This window comes from Pigmentiphaga litoralis (assembly GCF_048632615.1).
GTDB classification, from domain to species: domain Bacteria; phylum Pseudomonadota; class Gammaproteobacteria; order Burkholderiales; family Burkholderiaceae_B; genus Pigmentiphaga; species Pigmentiphaga litoralis_B.
The window spans coordinates 4,249,246-4,269,306 of the sequence record NZ_CP184479.1 but is presented as its reverse complement, the minus strand read 5'-3'; the positions used below and the strand labels follow the sequence as shown (position 1 = coordinate 4,269,306).

At 66.4% G+C, this 20,061-nt stretch carries 21 protein-coding genes and 1 pseudogene; 8 read left to right on the top strand and 14 right to left on the bottom strand.

Going from position 1 to position 20,061, the window contains the following annotated elements:
- Nucleotide 1: 1 nt before the first annotated feature.
- The 5 genes from ACNANG_RS19665 to ACNANG_RS19645 all read right to left on the bottom strand — a co-directional run bounded on the left by ACNANG_RS19665 (nucleotide 2) and on the right by ACNANG_RS19645 (nucleotide 4,175).
- Nucleotides 2-295: a hypothetical protein gene (locus ACNANG_RS19665; RefSeq protein WP_420224425.1), complete on the bottom strand. Its 294-nt coding sequence runs from the start codon at nucleotides 293-295 to the stop codon at nucleotides 2-4.
- A gap of 48 nt (nucleotides 296-343) precedes the next feature.
- Nucleotides 344-601, bottom strand: a complete 258-nt coding sequence (locus ACNANG_RS19660; protein ID WP_420224424.1) for a hypothetical protein — start codon at nucleotides 599-601, stop codon at nucleotides 344-346.
- Nucleotides 602-683: 82 nt separating this feature from the next.
- Nucleotides 684-2,225 (bottom strand): amidohydrolase, encoded by a 1,542-nt coding sequence (locus ACNANG_RS19655; protein ID WP_420224423.1) that lies wholly within the window; start codon nucleotides 2,223-2,225, stop codon nucleotides 684-686.
- Nucleotides 2,226-2,316: 91 nt separating this feature from the next.
- Entirely contained in the window at nucleotides 2,317-3,468 is a 1,152-nt protein-coding gene (locus ACNANG_RS19650) for a sensor histidine kinase (RefSeq protein WP_420224422.1), read from the bottom strand.
- Nucleotides 3,453-4,175 (bottom strand): response regulator, encoded by a 723-nt coding sequence (locus ACNANG_RS19645; protein ID WP_420224421.1) that lies wholly within the window; start codon nucleotides 4,173-4,175, stop codon nucleotides 3,453-3,455. Before ACNANG_RS19645 ends, ACNANG_RS19650 begins: the two co-directional genes overlap by 16 nt.
- Nucleotides 4,176-4,451: 276 nt before the next feature.
- Here ACNANG_RS19645 and ACNANG_RS19640 point away from each other — a divergent pair, with 276 nt between their 5' ends.
- The 8 genes and pseudogenes from ACNANG_RS19640 to ACNANG_RS19605 all read left to right on the top strand — a co-directional run bounded on the left by ACNANG_RS19640 (nucleotide 4,452) and on the right by ACNANG_RS19605 (nucleotide 10,988).
- A complete protein-coding gene (locus ACNANG_RS19640) occupies nucleotides 4,452-5,777 on the top strand; it encodes an efflux transporter outer membrane subunit (RefSeq protein ID WP_420224420.1) in 1,326 nt (441 codons plus the stop codon).
- Nucleotides 5,774-6,910 carry an FtsX-like permease family protein gene (locus ACNANG_RS19635; protein ID WP_420224419.1) on the top strand — a complete coding sequence of 379 codons (1,137 nt, stop codon included), beginning with the start codon at nucleotides 5,774-5,776 and terminating at the stop codon, nucleotides 6,908-6,910. Before ACNANG_RS19640 ends, ACNANG_RS19635 begins: the two co-directional genes overlap by 4 nt.
- Before the next feature lie 5 nt (nucleotides 6,911-6,915).
- Nucleotides 6,916-7,689: an ABC transporter ATP-binding protein gene (locus ACNANG_RS19630; RefSeq protein ID WP_420224418.1), complete on the top strand. Its 774-nt coding sequence runs from the start codon at nucleotides 6,916-6,918 to the stop codon at nucleotides 7,687-7,689.
- The gene (locus tag ACNANG_RS19625; protein ID WP_420224417.1) at nucleotides 7,689-8,657 is read left to right on the top strand and encodes an HlyD family efflux transporter periplasmic adaptor subunit; all 969 of its coding nucleotides are present in this window, start codon (nucleotides 7,689-7,691) and stop codon (nucleotides 8,655-8,657) included. Before ACNANG_RS19630 ends, ACNANG_RS19625 begins: the two co-directional genes overlap by 1 nt.
- Nucleotides 8,650-9,320 (top strand): annotated as a pseudogene (locus ACNANG_RS19620) (MtnX-like HAD-IB family phosphatase). Before ACNANG_RS19625 ends, ACNANG_RS19620 begins: the two are co-directional and overlap by 8 nt.
- Nucleotides 9,317-10,156 carry an alpha/beta hydrolase gene (locus ACNANG_RS19615; protein WP_420224416.1) on the top strand — a complete coding sequence of 280 codons (840 nt, stop codon included), beginning with the start codon at nucleotides 9,317-9,319 and terminating at the stop codon, nucleotides 10,154-10,156. Before ACNANG_RS19620 ends, ACNANG_RS19615 begins: the two are co-directional and overlap by 4 nt.
- 11 nt (nucleotides 10,157-10,167) lie before the next feature.
- Nucleotides 10,168-10,536: an EamA family transporter gene (locus tag ACNANG_RS19610; RefSeq protein WP_420224415.1), complete on the top strand. Its 369-nt coding sequence runs from the start codon at nucleotides 10,168-10,170 to the stop codon at nucleotides 10,534-10,536.
- Nucleotides 10,536-10,988, top strand: a complete 453-nt coding sequence (locus tag ACNANG_RS19605) for a DMT family transporter (RefSeq protein WP_420224414.1) — start codon at nucleotides 10,536-10,538, stop codon at nucleotides 10,986-10,988. Before ACNANG_RS19610 ends, ACNANG_RS19605 begins: the two co-directional genes overlap by 1 nt.
- On the opposite strand, the gene ACNANG_RS19600 is transcribed toward ACNANG_RS19605, so the two are convergent.
- The 9 genes from ACNANG_RS19600 to ACNANG_RS19560 all read right to left on the bottom strand — a co-directional run bounded on the left by ACNANG_RS19600 (nucleotide 10,978) and on the right by ACNANG_RS19560 (nucleotide 19,852).
- Entirely contained in the window at nucleotides 10,978-11,862 is an 885-nt protein-coding gene (locus ACNANG_RS19600) for an arginase family protein (RefSeq protein WP_420224413.1), read from the bottom strand. The two genes, ACNANG_RS19605 and ACNANG_RS19600, sit on opposite strands and share 11 nt — an antisense overlap.
- Complete coding sequence (locus ACNANG_RS19595) at nucleotides 11,859-12,995, bottom strand: GNAT family N-acetyltransferase (protein WP_420224412.1); 1,137 nt, start codon at nucleotides 12,993-12,995, stop codon at nucleotides 11,859-11,861. Before ACNANG_RS19595 ends, ACNANG_RS19600 begins: the two co-directional genes overlap by 4 nt.
- Entirely contained in the window at nucleotides 12,992-14,362 is a 1,371-nt protein-coding gene (locus ACNANG_RS19590; protein ID WP_420224411.1) for an aspartate aminotransferase family protein, read from the bottom strand. The genes ACNANG_RS19595 and ACNANG_RS19590 overlap by 4 nt, the downstream gene beginning before the upstream one ends.
- A 135-nt stretch (nucleotides 14,363-14,497) precedes the next feature.
- Nucleotides 14,498-15,514: a Bug family tripartite tricarboxylate transporter substrate binding protein gene (locus ACNANG_RS19585; RefSeq protein WP_420224410.1), complete on the bottom strand. Its 1,017-nt coding sequence runs from the start codon at nucleotides 15,512-15,514 to the stop codon at nucleotides 14,498-14,500.
- 159 nt (nucleotides 15,515-15,673) lie between these two features.
- A complete protein-coding gene (locus tag ACNANG_RS19580; RefSeq protein ID WP_420224409.1) occupies nucleotides 15,674-16,750 on the bottom strand; it encodes a hypothetical protein in 1,077 nt (358 codons plus the stop codon).
- Between the two features lie 28 nt (nucleotides 16,751-16,778).
- Nucleotides 16,779-17,645 (bottom strand): IclR family transcriptional regulator, encoded by an 867-nt coding sequence (locus tag ACNANG_RS19575; RefSeq protein ID WP_420224408.1) that lies wholly within the window; start codon nucleotides 17,643-17,645, stop codon nucleotides 16,779-16,781.
- 2 nt (nucleotides 17,646-17,647) lie between these two features.
- Nucleotides 17,648-18,595 carry a DUF6282 family protein gene (locus ACNANG_RS19570; RefSeq protein ID WP_420224407.1) on the bottom strand — a complete coding sequence of 316 codons (948 nt, stop codon included), beginning with the start codon at nucleotides 18,593-18,595 and terminating at the stop codon, nucleotides 17,648-17,650.
- Nucleotides 18,592-19,488 (bottom strand): HpcH/HpaI aldolase family protein, encoded by an 897-nt coding sequence (locus ACNANG_RS19565; RefSeq protein ID WP_420224406.1) that lies wholly within the window; start codon nucleotides 19,486-19,488, stop codon nucleotides 18,592-18,594. Before ACNANG_RS19565 ends, ACNANG_RS19570 begins: the two co-directional genes overlap by 4 nt.
- Entirely contained in the window at nucleotides 19,424-19,852 is a 429-nt protein-coding gene (locus ACNANG_RS19560) for an AraC family ligand binding domain-containing protein (RefSeq protein WP_420224405.1), read from the bottom strand. The genes ACNANG_RS19565 and ACNANG_RS19560 overlap by 65 nt, the downstream gene beginning before the upstream one ends.
- Between the last annotated feature and the right edge of the window lie 209 nt (nucleotides 19,853-20,061).

Sequence of the window (20,061 nt, the reverse complement as noted above, 5' to 3'; positions counted from 1 at the left end):
CTTACTTCTTGTCGGTGTCGCTGGTAATGGGTGTCACGACGGTCGGCGCCACGGGCGTCATCGGCCGCGTAGGATCCCCGGTGTGACTGCCTGCCCCCGGCAAGACCGCATCCACGATCGCTTCCCCGAAGTCCCTCGCCAGGTGCATCTTGCCGTCATCGGCGGCAGCCACGTCCTGCGCAGCCCGTCGCTCTTCCGGCGTCGGTTCTGCGGCGTCGGCCAGATGGGTTTCATCAACCTCTTTACGGCCTGCCTGGATATCGTCGATGGCATCGACATCTTTCTTGGTCAGCATGGTAGATAGCTCCCGTGGTTGTTCGTGGTTTTGTAAAAGGAGATGCGGTCAGTCCTCCACCTTCGGCGGGTCCGACCGATCCCGATTCCGGGACAACTGGCTGTGCGACCGGTCGCGGTGATCCGCATCGCGACCCATGACCGCTGGTGGCCGTTGGGTCACCACGGATGGGCCGCCCGACCGCCGTGCGTCATTGTCATTCGCGATGTCGCGGGTCCGGCCGGCATCCCAGTGGGCCAGCGCAAAGGCGGCCACGACGACTCCGGCAGGTACGAGCACGAATGAGACGGCGCGTTGAAAGATCATGGATCGTCAACCAGTTGCTTCGGTAAATCACGAGAGGAAGCGCAAGTGTCGTGCCCGGGGGCGTGCCAACACCAGGGAAGCCTTACCTGAACCGCGGCGACACGCTCAGATAGGTCTTGCTCAGCGCAGGCCCGAACTGGTCCATCGTGGCCCGGTTCATGTCCACGGGCGGCTTCGCGTCGGCGGGCAGCAGCGAAAAGTACGGCGAGTCCTTGGTCGCGTCCGCGAACTCCTTGCGCGCGTTCTGCAGCAGCGCGGGCGAGGTCATGGCGTCCAGCAAGGACGCAGCGAGCACCTTGGCGCCGGTCACCATGCCTTTGTGGGCCATCGTGCTGGTCGGCGTGATGGCCGCAGGCCAGGCGTGGTAGCCGATGCCCGGCACGCTGGCCGGGAAGTTCATCATCCCCGTCGGGACCACCCACGTCACGTCGCCGTTGTCGTTGGAGGCCGTGCCTTGCGGCCGCGCCGCGACCGTAGGCAAGGCGGTTGCCAGGCCAACCTCGGGCTTGTTGTTGGCCTTCTGGAGTTCCTTGGCGAACGCGACTTCTTCGGCCGTCCAGGTCGGCAGACCGACCATCTCCATGTTCTTGCGTATCTGTTCGCTCAGCACCTTGTTGCCAAGCTGGGGCCATGCCGATGCGACGAATTCGGGCGGGTCCATCGTCGTGCCGGTCATCATCGCGGCGCCTTTGCCGACGTTGACCAGCCTGTCGAAGTTCTCCTTGGCGGCCGGGGCGTTGGCGTCGCGCACGTACCACCAGATCTGTCCGACATCGGCAATGATGTTGGGCTGGATGCCGCCCATGGTGATGGTGCGGTGCGCGCGATAGGTGGGCCGCATGTGTTCGCGCAGCTTGTCGAAGCCGATGTCCATCAGTTCGACGGCATCGACCGCATCGCGGCCATCCCACGGATTGTTCGCGCCATGAGCCGTCTTGCCGTGGAAGGTGAACTTGGCGCTGATGGCGGCATAGTTCTGCAGGCCATATCCCGTCGAAAGATTGTCGCCAATGTGCAGGATGAAGGCGGCGTCGACGTCCTTGAAGTAGCCTGCGCGGACGAGGAACGGACGGCTGATCAGTTGCTCTTCGGCCGGTCCGAAGGAAATGATGAGCGTGCCTGGAAGCTTGTCGCGTTCCATGATCTTCTTTACCGCAAAGGCTGCCGCAGTGGCCACGCCGCCGTGCGTGTTATGACCCTCCATATGACCCGGAGCGCCGGGGACGACAGGCTTGCGCGGGATGGACCCTGGCGTTTGCGACCCTTCCGGCAAGGCATCGATTTCGGTGCTGATCGCGATCACCGGCTTGCCGCTGCCCCACTTGGCCCACAGGTTGGTGGGCATGCCTGCGCCGCCCATCTCGACCGAAAAGCCCGCCGCTTCCAGCGTGTCTTTGAGCAGTTGGGTGCTCTTGACTTCCTGCATGCCAAGTTCGGCATAGGAGTAGATGGCATCGCCGATCTGGGCGACGGTATCGGCGTTGCGATCGATGATCCTGAATGCCTCGTCTTTGCGTTCATCGGCAAAAGCAGGCTGGGCCAACAGCAGGCCGGTGGTCGCAAGGGTCGCGACACGGCGGAACACCACGGCGTAGTTCATAGTTTCCCCGATAGACGAAAGCATTCGTTTTGCCTCAAGGGTTTGAAGCACGGGTCAGCTTATCGTGGAAGGGGAAGATCTGACAACGCCGGCCGCGCGTTGAATCCAGCTGCCCTTATACCGCCGGCAAGGCCACCCGGAAGCGGGTGCCGCCCTCGGGCGGGCGTTCCGCCGTGACCTCGCCCCCCTGCTGCGTCACCAGGGTCTGGACGATCGCCAGGCCCAATCCCGAACCGCCGGTGTGACGCGACCGGGACAGATCCGTCCGGTGGAAGCGCTCGAACAGGTGCGCCACCACGTCGTCGGGCAGGCCGGGGCCGCGATCGGTCACGGTCAGCACGGCCTTGTCGTCCTGCCGGTGCACGGCGATTTCCAGCCATTCGCCGCTGGCCGCGTACCGCAATGCGTTTTCGATCAGGTTGGACAGGATCTGGTTGACCCGGTCCGGATCGGCGTTCGCGCGCACCGGCACGATATCCGTCCGGAATTCCGCATGCACCTTGTGATCGGCGATACGGCCGGCATAGGTCGACAGCAGCTGCGCGCAGGCGCCGCTCAGGTCGATCTCGCTGCGATGCAAGGACAAGCGGCCGGCATCGGCCAGCGACAGCGTATGCACGTCGTCGACCAGCCTGCCCAGGTGCTCCACCTGATCCAGCAGCCGCCGCAGTTCCTGCGGCGTGCCTGGAATGACGTTGTCGTAGATGGCGTACAGGCGGGCGCGCAGGACGGCCAGCGGCGTGCGCAGTTCATGCGAGATGGCGGCGGCGGTGGCGCGGCGCTCGCGCTCCAGGTTTTCCAGCGAGTCCGTCATCAGATTGAAGTCGCGCACCAGCTCGGCCAGTTCGCCGCGCTGCTTGACGGGCTGGGCCCGTACGCCAAGATCGCCCAGGGCCACGCGGTTGGCGGCCTGCGCGATGGAATTGAGCGGCTGCGTGACGACCCGCGACAGCCAGAACCCCGCGGCAAGACCGGCCGGCAGGCACAGCAGCAAGGCCATGAACAACAGCCAGGTTTCGTCCAGCCAGATGGAGTTGCGGCCATGTTCCCGAAGGATCTCGTCGAAGCGGGCCGAGTTGCGGTCGTCGAGCTCTTCGATCCGGGCCAGTTCGGCAGAGGCGGTGAGCGGCAGGCTGCGATGCAGCCAGCCTTCCTGGAGTTCGGAATAGATCAGCAGGCTGCCCATCACCAGGCCGAACGTGACGACGATGGTGCCGGCCATGTACAGGCCGAACCGGATCCAGATGCGATCTAGGATTCGGGCCACAGCCGGTATCCGATGCCGCGCACGGTGTTGATCATGTCGCCGCATCCGCCGACTTCCAGCTTGCGGCGCAGCTTGCTCAGGTGCGAGTCAATCACGCGGTCCAGCGCATCGCTTTCCGGCAGGCAGGCTTCCACCAGATCAGACCGGGTGAAGCAGCGGCGCGGCTGGTTCGCCAGGGTTTCGAGCAGCTTGTATTCGGTCAGGGTCAGGGGCAAGGGGCGGGTCGTGCCGTCGTCGTCCCGCACCGAGGCCGCGTGCGCCGAACGATCGATCTGCAGGCGCCCCACCCGCAGGATGGAGGGCCGCTGCTGGCCCGCCGCGGCCGTGCGCCGCAAGACCGCGCGTACCCGCGCCACCACCTCTGCCGGGTTGAAAGGCTTGACCACGTAGTCGTCGGCGCCCATGCGCAGGCTGACCAGCTTGTCCACGTCGTCGGCCATGGCGGTGACCATGATGACGGGCGTGTCGCTTTCGGCGCGGATGGTCTTGAGCACGTCGACGCCATCGATGCCGGGCAGCCGGATGTCCAGCAGCACGATGTCGGGACGGTTCTGCCGGAAATTCTGCAGGGCGGTCAGGCCATTGTCGGCGTGCTGCGTGCGCAGGCCGTCGCGCTGCAGATAGGCGACCAGGATGTCGGCAAGGCTACCCTCGTCTTCGACGACGAGGACCAGCCGGTTCAGATGGGAAGCGTCGGGATGGGTCATTGTCGAGCCTTCTTTTCCGGCGATTATCCGCTTTGTTATCGCGGCGGCGGCAACATTTCTGAGGCTGAGGCATCTCCACACAGTCTCCACAAAACCTGCACGGTCGGTCAAGACAAGCCCACGACAATCCGGCCACTCGCCGTCCGTCTCAGCCGGGACGCGGCGGTTTTCGCCCCTGGGGCGACCCTGGATCCGGATCTGCCCGTGGTGTCTTCTTGCCATCCTCTGATGTCCTGCCTTGCGGCATGCGCCGCCGCTGCCACCCTGGCGGGATGCATGGCCGTGCCAATGCCGCCGCTGGACCGGAGCGTGCCGGCGGCCTGGACCGAGGCCGACCCGGCGCTGGCCTTGCCGGCGGGCCCCGACCTTCGGACCTGGTGGACCGCGTTCAACGACCCGTCGCTCGATGCGCTGGTGGACCAGGCGCTGGCCCAGAACCTGACGCTGGCCGAAGCCGGCAGCCGGGTGCGGCAGGCGCGCCAGCTGGCGCAGGGCGTCACGGCGTCCTTCCTGCCCAGCCTGTCCGCGGGCACGCGCAGCGTCCAGCCGCCCTCGGCTCAGGACACCTATCTGCAAGGCAGCCTGGACGCCATCTGGGACCTTGGCCTGTTCGGCGCGCGAGCCGGGGCAACCCAGCGTTACCGTGGCGGCATCGACCTGGCGCTGGCCGAGGAACAGGCCGCGCGGGTCAACGTCGTGGCCGAAGTCGTACGCCACTACCTGGATCTGCGGACCGCGCAGGCGCAGCTGGCGCAAGCCCAGGCGCAACTGCGGCTGGATGAACGCAGTCTGGCGCTGATCGATGCGCGTATCGCACATCGTCTTGCCAGCGCCAGCGAACGCGAGACCGTGCAGCTGCGGCAGGCGCGGACCCGGGCGGCGCTGGCCGACCCCTTGTCGGCGCAGGCCGCGGCCGCGCACAGCCTGGCCGCCCTGCTCGGGAAGACCCAGCCGGACCCGGCATGGATGTCGCCCGCCCCGCCGCCTGTGCTGGCTGTCCGGTCGATCGTGCAGGTGCCCGCCGACCTGCTGCGCGTGCGGCCGGACATCCGCCGGGCCGAAGCCGACGTCGCGCAGGCAGCGGGCGAACTGGGCATCGCCCGGTCCGAGCTGTATCCCCGAGTGGCCCTTGGCGCGTCGTATCTCGTGTCCTACAACCTGACCCGCTCGCCGCGCTCGCGCTTCAATACCGGCATCGCGGTAGGCCCGGTCATCGACATCCCCTTGTTCGACTGGGGCCGCCGTCAGGCGGGCGCGGCCGCCAGACGAGAGGCGCTCGATGCGGCCGTGACGTCGTACCGGCAGGCGGTGCTCGACGGGGTCGCCGAAGTGGAAATCGCCCTGGCCGCCCTGCAGTTGCAGACCGAGCGGGTCGCACAGCTGGAAGCCGCCCTGCGGACCGTCGCGCAGCAGCGGGCCACGCACCAGTCGTTGGTCGGGCTGGGCCTGGCCAGCGAGTTCGACGGACTGGATGACGAACAGGGCGCGCTGGCGGCGGATCAGGACCTGGTGCTGGCGCGCGCGCGCCGGAACCTGGCTTTCGTCACGCTGTACAAAGCGCTTGGCGGCGCGCCGTTGCCCCACGACGAGGCGGCCTCATGATCGCCCTCGCTCGCAAGACCCTGATCCACGAATGGCGCCGCTTTTTGCCGGCCGTACTGGCGATCGCTTTTTCGGGCGTGTTGCTGACCGTGCAGGCCGCCCTGGTGCTGGGCATATTCGGCAGCGCATCGGTGTATGTGACCGGGTCCACGGCCGACCTGTGGGCCGGCTTTCCGGGCACCCAAAGCGTCAATTTCGGCCGTGCGATCAGCCCCGACGTCGACGTGCGCTTGCGCATGGATCCGGACGTGACGGCGGTGGAACCGTATGTATGGGTCGAAGGCGACTGGCGGGACCAGGCCAATGCGGGCGGTGGCGTACCCGTGTTCGTCTCCGGCATCGAGACGCAGCCCGACGCCATGATGTTCGCGCGACTGATCAAGCCGGCCACGCGCCGCAGGCTGGCCGATCCGGGCGCCGTCGTCGTGGACCGCGCCGATCTGGCGTCACTGGGTGTCGACGATGGCGCGACGGCCACGATCAACGGGCAGCGTGTGCACGTGGTCGCGACGGTGTCGGGACTGCGCGCGCTGGGCGGCGTCAACGTGCTGGCCTCGATCGACACGGCCCGCATGCTGGACGGGGCCGATGCGGTGCCCGGCAGCGCAACCTATTTCGTTGCGCGGGTACGCGATCCCGCCAAGGCCGACGCGGTGCGCCAGCGGCTGGTGCCCGACCCGGCGTTCGGCCCGTTCGAGGTCTGGACCGCCGACGCCTTCGCAACGCTGTCGCAACGCTACTGGATTTTCGACACGGGCGCCGGCGTCGCCGTGCTGTTCATGGCGGGCATCGTCTGTCTCGTCGGCGCCGTCGTTGCCAGCCAGTCGCTCATGGCGATGGTGGTCGCATCGGCCCGCGAGTACGCGACGCTCAACGCGCTGGGCGCCAGCCTGGCGGCGTTGAGCCGGGTGGTGGTGGAACAGGCCTGCTGGATAGGCGGCCTGGGCCTGGTGGTGGGCGGGGTGGTCAGCGCGGCCCTGCTCTCGGTCGCGGCCAGTCGCGACGTGCCGGTCGCCCTGAACGTCACGGTAGCCGCCGCGTGCGCCGCACTGGTCATTGCCTTGGCGCTGGTGTCGGGCCTGATCGCCGTGCGCGGTCTGTCGCGCGCCGATCCATCGATGTTGTTGCGGTGATGACCATGCCTTCGATGCACATTCCCTTGACGACATCGACTCGCGCCTCGGCGCCCAGCCTGGAAGCTGTGGGGGTGAGCAAATCGTTCCTGTCGGGCGCGGTCCGTATCCAGGTCCTGCAGCGTCTGTCGATCACGGTGTTTCCGGCCGAGCTGACCTTGATTTCCGGTCCGTCGGGCTGCGGCAAAAGCACCCTGCTGTCTTTGTTGAGCGGCCTTCAGGCCCCCGACGATGGCGAAGCCCTGGCGCTGGGACAGCGCTTGGGCAGCCTGAGCAAGCGGGCCATCGAACGCTTCCGCCTGCATCACACCGGCTTCGTGTTCCAGGGCTTCAATCTGTTCCCGGCCCTGACCGCCTGCGAGCAGGTCGAGCTGCCGCTGGGATATCTGGGCATACCGGCCCGCGAAGCCCGCCGCCGGGCGCGCGAAGCACTCGATGACGTCGGCATGACGCCCCGCGCCGACTGGCGCCCGGCACAACTGTCGGGCGGGGAAAAACAACGCGTCGCCATCGCTCGTGCGTTGGCCAAGGCGCCGCAATTGCTGTTCGCGGATGAACCCACCAGCGCGCTCGACGCCAGCAATGGCCAGAACGTGGTCGACATCCTGCATCGTGTCGCACGCACCCGCGGCACGACCGTGCTGTGCGTCAGCCACGACCCGCGGCTGGTGCGGCACGCAGACCGGGTACTGACGATGGAGGACGGCATGATCCGTGGAGATTGGCGGCAAGGGGACACGCGCGTGGAAGCCGCGCCGGCGCACAGGGAGGCCGGCTGATGTCACGTTCGAACCCGCGGTGGTCTGTGGCGGCAGTGTGCTGCGGGGCGCTGTTGCTGGCCGCCCTGTCCGGATGTTCCGATGGCGCATCGGCATCAGCGGCCACGCCGCCGGGCGCGACAGCGCCTTCGGGCGCTGCCCTTCCTTCCGGAAGCAGCGCCGCGGCATCGTCCGCGCAGGTCGTGGCCATTGCCCGCGGCAAGGTCGATATCGACGGCGGTCTGCTCGACATTCCCGCCATGACCGAGGGTCAGGTGGTCCAGGTCGCGGTCAAGCCGGGCGATCCCATCAAGCGGGGTCAGGTACTGGTGCAACTGTCCACGGAACCGGCCCAGCTCGATCTGGGGCTGGCAGACGCCGAGTGGCGCCGAGCGACGGCCCTTGCTCAGGCAGAGGCCGCGCGCGTGCCGGCCGCGCGGGACCTGGCCCGCCGCCTGGCGGCGGCCGCCGCGATGGGCGCCACCGATCGCCAACGCGCCGACGACGCCGCCACGGCCCTGCAGCAGATCGAAACCGCCGTGACGCTGGCGCGCGCCGATGCCGACATCCACAAACAGAAACGCGCGCACGCCGCCTATGCCCTTGCGCAGCGCACGATCCACGCGCCGCAAAGCGGTCGTGTCGCGGCAGTAAACACGCAGGCGGGCGCATGGGTGCGCGTGGGTCAGCCGTCGCCGCTGCTGGTCATCGTTCCCGACCGCCCGCTGATCGTGCGCGCGGAGCTCAATGAAAGTTATGCCGCGCGCGTCAGACCCGGCATGCGCGCCGATGTGACGCTGGAGTCCAACGGCCGGCAGCAGGCCTTGCCGGCTCGGCTCGCGCGGATTGCACAAACCTATGGCGCAAGCCAGCTTTACGACGACACCCAGCCGCGCGCCGCGGTGCGTGTCGTCGAATGCGTTCTTGAATTCGACCAGCCGCCGGCCTTGCGCATCGGCCAAACCGTAAGGGTGAACTTCCATGAATGATTCCTGGCGTGTGCAGTGCGACTTCGACGGCACCATCAGCACGGTGGACGTGACCGACTCGCTGCTTGAACGTTTCGGCCAGCCCGGATGGCGGGACCTGGAAGCGGCCTGGGAGCGCGGCGATATCGGATCGCGTGAGTGCATGCGTGGACAGATCGCGCTGCTGGACATGAGCGAGCAAGACCTTGCCGCGCACCTGGAAACCATAACGATCGATCCGTTCTTCGTGGACTTCGTGCGCACGGCGCAGTCGCTTGGCCTGCCGGTGGAAGTCATCAGCGACGGCATGGACCGGGTGATCCGACGCATCCTGCAGCGGCACGGCCTGGGCGATCTCCCGGTCAGCGCCAACCACCTCGTGCAGGTGGGCGAGCGGCGATGGGCGCTTGAATCCCCCATGCCAAGGCTTCGTGCACACGGGCCAGCGGCACCTGCAAATGCGCTTGCCTGGCCGTGCATCATCACGACCAGGCCTCCGTGCTGTTCGTGGGCGACAGCACATCTGACTTCTGCGTGTCGGGCAAGGCCGACTTCGTGCTCGCCAAGAGCCGCCTGATCGACTATTGCAAGGCCGAACGGATTCCCTTCGCGCCGATCGCCGACTTTGGCGTGGCGCTGGCCTTGCTGGCCGGCGTCATCGAACCTGTGCGGATCTCGGCATGACCGACAACGAATTCCTGTTCCAGGGCGGCCGGGTGGGCGTGCTGCTGATCCATGGATTGACGGGCACGCCCAATGAAATGCGGCTGGTGGGCAAAGGCCTGCATCAGGCCGGCTACACGGTCTACGGCATGCAGTTGGCCGGGCATTGCGGCACCGAAGACGATCTGATCGCCACCGGCTGGCGCAATTGGTATGCCAGCGTGTGCGCCGCCGCTGACCGGCTGGCGGCCGAGGTCGATCACTTCTTTGTGATCGGCCTGTCGATGGGCGCCCTGCTTGCGCTCAAGCTGGCGGCCGACCGGCCGGCGCAGGTGCACGGCGTCGGCGCCTACGCCACGATGTTCCGCCACGACGGCTGGAGCATGCCGCTCTTCACGCGTCTGTGTTTCCTGCTGCCGGTGTTCAAGGCACTGGGGGTCGGACGGCGCCGCAGTTTCATCGAACGGCCGCCCTACGGCATCAAGGACGAACATCTGCGCCGGCGCATCGTTGCCAAGATGCAAGGCGGCGACAGCGCCGCGGCCGGCCTGCCGGGCAACCCCTGGTACGCGGTGGCCGAAATGTATGCGCTGTCGGCCGCGGTCCGCCGCCAGTTGGGCGACATCCGTTCCCCCTGCCTGGTCGTGCATGCCACCCAGGACGACGTGGCCAGCGTGCGCAATGCGGCGCTGATCGCTCGGCGCGTGCACCGGGCCAGTGTCGAGACGGTGCTGCTGGACGACAGTTACCACATGGTCACGATCGACCGCCAGCGCCGCACCGTCATCCGCCGGTCGATCGCCTTCATCGATCGTGTGGTCGCGGCCCGCGAACCCGCGCTGCGCGCCGCGGCATGACGGACGGGTCGATGGCGGGCGCGTTGCCGCCGGTGGCGCTGCTGGTGTGGATGGTGTGCGTGGTGGTCGACACGGGCGGCCAGCTGGCCTTCAAATACGCGGCGACCGATGCGGTGGAAGGCGATGGCGTGGCGCGCTGGCGCGGCATGGCCCGACGCCCCTGGCTCTGGCTGGGACTGTCTTGCTACGTCGTGGAATTCGTGGCCTGGCTGGCCTTTCTGTCGCTGGTGCCCCTGTCGGATGGCGTGCTGCTGGGCTCGATCAATATCGTGGCGATCATGCTGGCCGGACGCTATCTGTTCAATGAACACCTGTCCCGCATGCGGGTGGCCGGCATCCTGCTGATCACGGCAGGCGTCACCATCGTCGGGTGGAGCTGATGCGCCGTTTCTATCTGGTCGGTTTCCTGGTGTTGATGGGTTTCGACACATTGGCGCAGGTCAGCTTCAAGCTGGCGGCCAACCATGCCTTGCCCATGGACCTGTCGGCGGCATGGCTGGCGCGCGTGGCCGGCGAGCCCTGGATCTACGGCGCATTCGTGGGCTATATCGGCGCGTTCTTTACCTGGATGGCGCTGCTGCGGCATGCGCCCATCGGGCCGGCCTACGCCGCCACGCATCTGGAAATCGTGAGTGTGATGCTGTGTTCGGTGTGGCTGTTTGGCGAACACATCTCGGCGTTGCAGGGCGTGGGCGCGGTGCTGATCGTGGCAGGCATCGTGTGCCTGGCGATAGCGGAAAGCCAACAGGGCGGCGTGGCGGCCGGGATAGCCGGGCCGGATGCCCATGCCGAACCGGCAGGCGCCAGGCCCGCCAGGACCGTCAGCCGCTGACGGCGGCAATCCGGGCGACCAGCCTGGCGTTCAGGGCATGCTGTTGTTCCTGCCACCGCGCCAGATCCGCCGCGGGCACCACGATATCCTGCCCGTCGGCCGCGCTCAGCCAGCGCTTCCACCGGCTGCGATACACATACGACGACACTTCGCCGGTAATGTCGCTGGCCACGATATGCCGCCCCAAGGTGTCGATCACGCGGCCGACATGCGGCTCCAGCAGCCGGCCCTGGTCCCAGTTGGTCCGCACGACTTCCGTGCTGAAGACATCCTTGTCGATCGACACGTACGTGGGCGCTGGCTGCTGGCGCATCAGGGTGTCGAAGGCATCGATCAGGGTGTCGGCATGATCGAACGACCGGAAGGCCTGCGCCACGCCGGCCCACCGCGCCCAACGCGTATCGACGCCCACGCTCCAATAGGTAAGCTTGCCGCGCCACAGCGGCGCCAGAGTGTTTTCCCAGCTGCTGGCCGCGCCGATGTCGCCCGACGTGATGCCCACCACGTGCACGTGGGATACCTCGGGCATCAACGCGACGCGCCTGACCCACGACCCACAGTGCACGCCAAACGGAAAGCGCATGTTGTCCGGATGGTTGTCAAATACAACGACCCGGAAGGCCCCGCCCCGCCGCCGCTGGCGTTCGATCAGCGGCCAGCTGACATGATGGAAGTCACCGCTGCCCATCAGCACCGTGCCATGATGGTCGGGCAAGGCGGCATCGAGCCGCCGGGCCAGGGCGTTCATCCCCTTCACCTGGCAGCCGAAACGGATCGACTCTTGCCAGTCGCCAAGCGCGATGCGGATCATGCCGGGCAGCACGCCGATGGACCCATCGAAGTCCAGGGCGACGGGAACATGACTGCGGGTCATGGCCGGCCCCCTGCTCCACGCGGCGGCACCCTGCCCGCGCCGTCCTTGCCTGCGCCGTCCTTGGCTGCGCCGTCCTCGCTTGTGCCGTCCTTCCACGCCCGGTCCGCCTCGAATCGATGGGCGACCCTGCGCGCAAGTCCGCGCAGCAGCGGGTTGCGGACATACACCGCATGCCGCGTCGCCGTAAAACGCGCACCCAGTTCGGCCTTGACCTGCGGGTCCGTCCAGCCCGCCACGTAGTGAGTCAGCCCGCGTGCCACGGCATGCTCCAGATTCACGATCCAGCTCACGGCGTACAGGTTGTGCGTTCGCGCCTGCGGATACTTGAAGCCCACATACTTGTCGATCAGCTTGCCGCCCTGTTCGAAGCACAGATTGAAGCCGATCAGCTCACCCGCATGCTGATAGGCGAATACGATGCCGCCGCTGGCCGCATCCCGAAGCACACACTCAAAAAACGCGCGCGACAGCAGATCGAAGTGGATCTCGCTTTGCGCATACACGTTCAGGTACAGCGCGTAGTACGCGTCGATCGTCGCCGCGTCATCGAACTGCGCGTCTCCGGTAGGCAGCATCACAATGTCCAGGTCGGCGCGGCTGCGCAGTTTGCGGCGGATGTTCTTGCGCCGGCTTGCCGACAGGCGCGCCAGATAGACATCGACCGACACGAAGTCGATATCCACGTACGCCAGTTGCTGGCCTTCCAGCAGGACGAAGCCGGCGTGGGCGCATGCCTGCGCCAGCGCATCGGCCGCCAGGTTGCCTTGCGCGCCCAGCAGTGGCGAATGGCGAGGCAGATCCTTGACGACCAGCAACCGGAAGCGCGCCGCCAGCGCACGCCATGCCGCCACCCGCACCTGCGGCAGCACGCAAGGCGCTGCTGGCAGGGGCAGGTATTCGGATACCGTGGTGCCGACGAACGCCGTGCGCACGTGCAGCCAGCGGCCCCACCACCGGTAGCCAGGCAGGCCCCGGACCTGGGTCAGCAGCGCCGCATCGGCCGTGGTCAGCAGGTCGAAATCCGCCGCGAAGGCCGGCTCGCGGCACGGCGCCGGCAGCGCCAGGATCTCGAACCCTTCGGGTGGATGCCGCAGGAATGCCGACAGCAGGGAAGCAGGTTCAAGTGTCGTCACATCGCGCGTTTTGCACGTGTCAGCAACTGATCCAGCAGCACCATCGCCTGGTCGATTTCGGCAAACGAGATCATCAGCGACGGGGCAAACGTGATCACGTTCTTGTAGTAACCCCCTACGTCCAGCACCAGGCCGACCTTCTTGCCTTGATAGTCGAGGTCACCCGACAGGCCGATGTCGACCATCTTGTCCAGCAGTTCACGGTTCGGCGCAAAGCCGTCTTCCTGGCAGATCTCGGCGCGCAGCGCCAGACCCAGTCCATCCACGTCGCCGATTTCCTTGTGCCGTTTCTGCAGATCGCGCAGCCCTTCCAGGAAGTAGGCGCCACGCTCCATGACCTGGCGGCCGAAGTTGTCTTCGGACGTCATGCGCAGCGTTTCCAGGCCCACGGCTGTCCCGAGCGGATTGGCGGCGAAGGTCGAGTGGGTGGACCCGGGCGGGAACACCGTTGGATTGATCAGCGCTTCGCGCGCCCACAGCCCGCCCAGGGGATTCATGCCATTGGTCAGCGCCTTGCCAAACACGATCACATCCGGCTTGACGTCAAAGTGTTCGATCGCCCACAACTTGCCGGTGCGGTAGAAGCCCATCTGGATTTCGTCGATCACCAGCAGGATGCCGTACTGGTCCAGCACTTTCTTCAGCCCCGGAAAGTAGTTGCGGGGCGGCACGACATAGCCGCCCGTGCCCTGGATGGCCTCGGCGTAGAACGCGGCATATTCGCACTGTCCGGCCTTCGGGTCCCACACGCCGTGGTACTCGGTCTCGAACAGGCGGGCAAAATCCTTCACCAGGAAGTCGGCGTATTCCTCGGCCGTCATGCCGGGCTTGCGGCGGAACGGGTAAGGGAAAGGAATGAAGTGCGCGCGGTCGCCGAAGTGGCCATAGCGGCGGCGATAGCGGTAGCTCGATGTGATGCTGGATGCGCCCAGGGTACGGCCGTGGTAGCCGCCTTCAAACGCGAACATCAGGCTCTTGCCATTGGAAGCGTTGCGCACGATCTTGAGCGAATCTTCGATCGACTGCGACCCGCCCACATTGAAGTGCACCCGCCCGGCATGGCCGAACTTGCGTTCGGCGTCTTGCGCGATGGTCTTGGCCAGTTCGATCTTGGTGGGATGCAGGTACTGGCTGGCGACCTGGGGCAGCTCGTCCAGCTGCTTTTTCATGACGGCGGTCAGCCGCGGATTCTTGTAGCCGAAATTCACGGCCGAATACCACATCTGCAGATCCAGGTACGGCGTGCCGGCAGCATCGAACATATAGCTGCCGTCGCAGCCGGTGAAGATCTTGGGTGGATTCACATAGTGGACCGTGTCACCGAAGGAACAATATTTGGCTTCGTCCGCCAGCATCGCTGCGCTCATCGAATCAACCCCGATTCAGGAAGGTGGGTGTCCCCCCGGGCCCCCGAGGTGACGACTGGGCGCATTCTGTTGCGCCAACCTTGCCCTAGCGTCGAGACTTTGTGTGCACTGTGTGGAGACGAACGTGCCGCGCCCTCATTCCACGGCGATCTTGGCCTTGTCGATCAGCTGGCTCCATCGTGGCAGGTCGAGCCTGAGGCGGGCGGCGACCCGGTCGGGTGAACCGCCTTCGGGTTCCGCGCCGATATCGGTAATGCGTTTGCGGACATCGGGCTGTTTCAGTCCATCGTTAAGCGCCTGATTGAGCTTGGCGATGATGGCCGGCGGGGTCCCCTTGGGCGCGTTGAGCGACAGCCATGAGCTGACATCGAAGCCCGTGTAGCCAAGCTCGGCCAGGGTCGGGACGTCGGGCAAGGTGGCGGACCGTTGGGGCGTCGTGACGGCCAGGGCGCGCAGCTTGCCAGACTTGACCAGCGGGGCGGCCGTGGGAACGATGTCCATCATGACTTGCACGTTGCCGGCGATCAGATCGGTCAGTGCGGGGGCGCTGCCCCGATAGGGCACGTGCATCCAGCGCACGCCGGCCACTTGCTGGAAGTACTCGCCCATCAGGTGGTTGATGCTGCCGCTGCCGGCCGAGCCCATCGCAAGGGGCTGCGACGCCGTTGCCGACAGCGCAACCAGTGCCTTGACCGAGTCGGCCTTGAGCGACGGATTGGTCACGAGCAGTCCGGGCGTGCTGGCGTACCAGATGACCGGGTCAAAGCGCGCCACCGGATCGAATTTGCGTTCGCGGTACAGCGACGGACTGACCGTCAGCGGCCCCGCTCCCCCGACAGCCAAGGTGTAGCCATCGGGGGCGGCGCGGGCCACCTCTTCCATGGCAAGGAGCCCGCCCGCGCCGGGCCGGTTTTCGACGATGAAAGCCTCGCCCAGGCTTTCGGTCAACGACTGCGCCATCAGGCGCCCGACGATGTCGACGGCGCCACCGGGCGCAAAGGGCACGATCAACCGTACCGGTTTGACCGGGTAGGCGTCCGCCGCGTACGCAGCGGGCGCCAGCGAGCCGGTCACGATCAGAGTCAGGGCGGCGCAAAGGCCACGCAGCGTGCTGCGCTTGGCGCGCACGTTCAGGCAAGAAACAAAGGTCATGGGTGTCTCCGTGGTTATCGTGGGCAAAGGTCGCCCCTGCCGGTCAAGGCATCATTTTTTGGGTAATTCGAAAGCGTGTGAGTGCCGGGAGCTGCCGGCGGCCGCTACCCGGCCGCTACCCGGCCGTTACGGCGATGGCCGGCACTACGACGGGTCCTGTCAGGTCCGGGCCGCCAGCGGCTCTGTGGCGCATGCGGGCGGCACGAATGCCTGCCAGTGACCCGGGCGCTCGGGCTGGTCCGCGTACGACTGCAGACGATCGGCGGCCGCGCCGATCAGTGCTTCGGCGGTACGGCCGCGGCGCCGCAGGTAGCGATCGAGTTCGGCAACGCTGTCGGTCAGCACCTGGTAGCCGCCCGCCATGACGGCGGACGTCATCTCCGTTGCACAGGCGCCGGCCAGCAGAAAGCGCGCCACGTCCAGGCCGGACCGCGCGCCATTGGTAGCGACCAGCGGAAAGTCCGCGCCCAGCCGGCGGCGGGTCAATGCAATCCACCGCGCGGTCAACGGCAGGGCCCACCCGCCGCCCAGCGCGGCGGACGTGTCGAGCACCGGACGCTCGGTTTCCAGATCGGGCAGAAAGCCCATGAAGCGGCCCATCATGACGACAGCATCCGCGCCGCCGCGGCGCGCCGCATCGGCCAGACCCGCCACGTCTTCGCTCTGCCCCGTCAGCTTGATCCACAGGGGCAAGGTCGTCGCGCGGCGCAAGGTGGAGACGATGGTTTGGATCCTGACCGCGTCCCGTTCCAGCACGATCGCGCCCTTGGCCGCCTCGTCGCCATGGGGCGCGCCGATATTGACTTCCAGCACACGAAAGCCCCTGTCCTGGATGGCCGTTGCGTATGCGGCGCACTGCTCAAGATCGCTCAGGATGAGACTGGGGATCACATAGGCATCCAGCGTGGCCGCATGCCGGTCGGCCCGGATCAAGGTTTCCATCCAGGCGTCGAACGACTGCTGGATAAGGCCCGAGCGGCAGAACACCTGCGCATCGGCCGGCGGCGAAAAATTCCAGGGCAGCCGATTCCACTTGCCGTCGAGCAATTGGTAATCGGTGCGATCGAGTTGCCGTTTGGCCGCCGTGGATTCGTTGATGGACTTGGCCACGACGGCGCCCGCGCCGGACGCAAGCGCCGCGTAGATCGCGTCCGCCGTCATGGTGTGTTCGCCCGACCCGCAGATCACCGGGTTCTTGAGCCGGAGCGTGCCGACTGCCGTGCTGGATCGTGTCATGGTATTCCTTGTCCGCATGCCGACGCCGTCAGCCGCGGTGGCGCGACAGCGCCGCAAATAGGGATTCGTACGCGCCGCTGTTCAGGCGCGCGCTGACTTCGGCTGCCGCCTCTTGCACCTGGGCGATCAGCCCCGCCGGAGGCGGCGACGGGACATCTTTCGATGGGCCGATCACGCCGATGGTGCCGACCAGTTCGTCGCCCTTGTCGGAGCCCCGGAAAATCGGCGCCGCCAGCACGTTCACGCCTTCGAGCACCTCGCCGCACGCGTCTTCGTACAGGTCCCGCCGGATTTTCTGCAGGCGTTCGGCCAGCCGCACCGGATCAACCATCGATGCCGGCGTATAGGCTTCGAACTGCCGCTTCAACAATTTGCGCTGCGTCAGTTCGTCGCACCACGCCAAGACGATGCGGCCCTGCGCCGAACAATGCGCGGGCACCCGATTGCCGGGCTTGACCGTGATGCAGACCTGCCGCGTCGAGTCGACCGCCGAAATGACCAGCGCGGAATCGTGCGTGGCTGCGGACAGCAACGCCGTCTGGCCGGTCCGGTCACGCAGGCGAGTCAGGTAGGGATCGGCAATCAGCCGCAGGTCGAACTGCTCGCCCGCGGCAATGCCATAGCCGACCAGCTTGGCGCCAAGCCGGTACTTTTCGGTGGCCGGGTCCTGTTCGACGATGCCCAGCTGGCGCAGCGACGCAAGATGCCGATACACCCTTGGCTTGGGCTCGTCCATCGCGGCAGCCAGTTCGGTCACGCCCATCGGCCTGCGCGCAAGCGTCAACTGATCGAGCAATGCGAAGACGATCGCAACGGATTCGAGCAGGGCCGGCCCGGCCTTCGCCGGTTCTTCAGGGTGGCCCGCCGGCGGGGTATCGTCATTGCGTGGTGTCACGGTCAGTCCTCGAGTCCCATCAGGGTGGCAGCATTGGTCGAGGTCATTTTACGGATGTCCTCTTTGCTGTGCCCCAGGTCCAGGCAGGTGCCGATCACGCTGCGGAATCCATCGACGATGCGCGGGTTGCCCGCCTGCCCCAGATCGGATCCCAGAATGGTGAGGTCGACCGTGCCGGCATCGATCACCTGCTGCAGGAATTCGGGGTCATAGAATTTGAACTTGGACCCCGGCACCCACATACACATGGAGTGCTCCATGTACACGCCTTGCCGCGCCAGCTGCCGCATGTCGTCCAGCGTGGCATCGACCACATAGGTCGGATGGTTGACCAGGATGCGCTTGACCCCGCGCGCCCGCGCCTCGTCGAACAGGGGCCACATTTCGCTGATGTGCAGATGGCCGCCCGACAGGACGACGTCCGCCTCGGCAATCAGATCCAGGATGTCCTTGACCTCGGGCTTGAGGCGGCCTTGCGCATCCAGCACGGTCAGGGGCTCGGGCTCGATCATCTTGCGCTTGGTCTGCGGAAACTTGTCGGTAAAGTGCGCATCGGCCTTGTGATGGTCGATGTGGTTCTTCGATGAAAACGTCGGCATCCATACCAGCCGCGCCCCCAGTTTGATGCCGTGCTCCACCGCATGCACGTTGAGTCCGCCGACCGCGTTGTTGAGCGGCACGCCCGACAGCATCAGCACGCCCAGTTCGCTGAAGTGTTTGTTGAGCAACGCGGTGACTGGCGTGGCCGAGTAGTAATGGTCTTTCAGCAGCAAGGCGCGCAGCCCGGCTTCCGACGCTTCTTTCATCGCCTCGATGTGATCGAGGTAGCGCGCCATGACCGACGGGCCGCTGTGGCAGTGCAGATCGATCGCGCCTTTGACAAGTTGATCGATCGTGGCGTCACGTTCGCGGTCGGTCGATCCGGCCACGGGTTTGGGAACGGCATTCATAGTTGTCTCCAGAGGGTCACCGACGAAGCCATGTCCATCGTTGTGTTCAGGGGATGGTCGGAAGGGGTGGCAAGATTTGCCGGACGTGTCGCCGCGTTGGCCACCACGCGCGATTGCCGGTCGGCCAACTGCGTGGCCGCGCTTCGCAGCCAGCTTTGATCGGACCCGATCACGAAGCAGCTCACGCCACGCCTGGCGTAGGCGCCGACCGCGGTGTCGTCGGCCAGAAAGATGCCTGTCGCGACGCCGGCGGCCTGCCCGGCCTCGATGATCCTGGTAATGGCCGTGTCGACGAGCGGGTGGTCCAGTTGCGTGACGCCATACGACAGGGCCAGGTCGGCCCGTCCGATGAACAGGCAATCCACGCCCGGCACGGCCGCGATCTCGGCGACGTGCTCGATGGCCGATGCATCTTCGATCTGACAGATCACGCTGACGGTGTCGTCGGATGCCGCGACGTGGTCGGCCATGCCCACAGCACCGTAGCCGCCGGCCCGCGGCGAATTGCTGAAGCCCCGCTCGCCGTCACGGTAGCGGCACATGGCCACCACGGCGCGTGCGGTGGCGGCGTCCCTGACATGGGGCACCACCACGCCGGCCGCGCCAAGATCCAGGGCGTGCAAGGCCGTCTCGGCGCGTTGATCGGCCAGGCGCACCAGGCCGGCGGTTCCGGATGCCCGGGCGGCGAGCAGGCACACGTCGAGCTGGGACGGATCGAACGACGCATGCTCGGTATCCAGCACGACCGCGTCGAGCCCGCTGGCGCCCGCGATCTCGACATGTTGAAACGCGGGGGTCTTGATGAAGCACGCGGTGACGACCTCGCGATCACGCAAGCGCTGCCGGAAGCTTTTGGCAAGCGTTGCCGATGCGGTGGCGTGCCGGGCGGTCATGCGAATTCGTGCGCCTGATGCGCGACCAGATGCTGGTAGTCCGGCCGCAGGGGGAAAAGATATCGAGGTTCAGCACCACTTCGTCCCCGACCGGTTCGGCATAGTGCATGACGTGCGGCGGTATGCGGATCATGCTGCCCGGGCCGCCTTCGACGACGTCGTCACCCACATGAAACCGCACGCGCCCCTGCACGATGACCACGAGCTGTTCGAAGTCGTGCTGATGCGGATTGGTGTCCATGCCTGGCGTGAGCCAGTTCATGACACAGATCGTGTCGTCCCCCCGGAAACCTACCCGTTCCACCCCCTTGCGCACGGTTTCCCTGGGCAGGGAATTCCAGTTGTACAGATGTGCCTGCGTCATGCTTTGCCTCCGTGTCAGCTTTAAAACGTTTCTTTTAGAAGAACATCTTTTCTTTGATAGAAACATGATAGTGAGCGCGATCTGTCGCGTCAATGGGCGGGAGCCGCGGCAAGGGAGCGTGTTTTCCCTAAGCGCAGCGTCGCGATCCATCGACGCCGTGCCGGGGCGAACTGCGCCCGAACGGCTTCCAACGTGCACGACACTGATGT

What these genes read in the sequence shown, in the direction of transcription:
- ACNANG_RS19665 (WP_420224425.1), bottom strand. Translation starts at nt 295, where the DNA reads ATGCTGACCAAGAAAGATGTCGATGCCATCGACGATATCCAGGCAGGC.
- ACNANG_RS19660 (WP_420224424.1), bottom strand. Translation starts at nt 601, where the DNA reads ATGATCTTTCAACGCGCCGTCTCATTCGTGCTCGTACCTGCCGGAGTC.
- ACNANG_RS19655 (WP_420224423.1), bottom strand. Translation starts at nt 2,225, where the DNA reads ATGCTTTCGTCTATCGGGGAAACTATGAACTACGCCGTGGTGTTCCGC.
- ACNANG_RS19645 (WP_420224421.1), bottom strand. Translation starts at nt 4,175, where the DNA reads ATGACCCATCCCGACGCTTCCCATCTGAACCGGCTGGTCCTCGTCGTC.
- ACNANG_RS19640 (WP_420224420.1), top strand. Translation starts at nt 4,452, where the DNA reads ATGGCCGTGCCAATGCCGCCGCTGGACCGGAGCGTGCCGGCGGCCTGG.
- ACNANG_RS19635 (WP_420224419.1), top strand. Translation starts at nt 5,774, where the DNA reads ATGATCGCCCTCGCTCGCAAGACCCTGATCCACGAATGGCGCCGCTTT.
- ACNANG_RS19630 (WP_420224418.1), top strand. Translation starts at nt 6,916, where the DNA reads ATGCCTTCGATGCACATTCCCTTGACGACATCGACTCGCGCCTCGGCG.
- ACNANG_RS19625 (WP_420224417.1), top strand. Translation starts at nt 7,689, where the DNA reads ATGTCACGTTCGAACCCGCGGTGGTCTGTGGCGGCAGTGTGCTGCGGG.
- ACNANG_RS19615 (WP_420224416.1), top strand. Translation starts at nt 9,317, where the DNA reads ATGACCGACAACGAATTCCTGTTCCAGGGCGGCCGGGTGGGCGTGCTG.
- ACNANG_RS19610 (WP_420224415.1), top strand. Translation starts at nt 10,168, where the DNA reads ATGGCGGGCGCGTTGCCGCCGGTGGCGCTGCTGGTGTGGATGGTGTGC.
- ACNANG_RS19605 (WP_420224414.1), top strand. Translation starts at nt 10,536, where the DNA reads ATGCGCCGTTTCTATCTGGTCGGTTTCCTGGTGTTGATGGGTTTCGAC.
- ACNANG_RS19600 (WP_420224413.1), bottom strand. Translation starts at nt 11,862, where the DNA reads ATGACCCGCAGTCATGTTCCCGTCGCCCTGGACTTCGATGGGTCCATC.
- ACNANG_RS19590 (WP_420224411.1), bottom strand. Translation starts at nt 14,362, where the DNA reads ATGAGCGCAGCGATGCTGGCGGACGAAGCCAAATATTGTTCCTTCGGT.
- ACNANG_RS19585 (WP_420224410.1), bottom strand. Translation starts at nt 15,514, where the DNA reads ATGACCTTTGTTTCTTGCCTGAACGTGCGCGCCAAGCGCAGCACGCTG.
- ACNANG_RS19580 (WP_420224409.1), bottom strand. Translation starts at nt 16,750, where the DNA reads ATGACACGATCCAGCACGGCAGTCGGCACGCTCCGGCTCAAGAACCCG.
- ACNANG_RS19570 (WP_420224407.1), bottom strand. Translation starts at nt 18,595, where the DNA reads ATGAATGCCGTTCCCAAACCCGTGGCCGGATCGACCGACCGCGAACGT.
- ACNANG_RS19565 (WP_420224406.1), bottom strand. Translation starts at nt 19,488, where the DNA reads ATGACCGCCCGGCACGCCACCGCATCGGCAACGCTTGCCAAAAGCTTC.
- ACNANG_RS19560 (WP_420224405.1), bottom strand. Translation starts at nt 19,852, where the DNA reads ATGACGCAGGCACATCTGTACAACTGGAATTCCCTGCCCAGGGAAACC.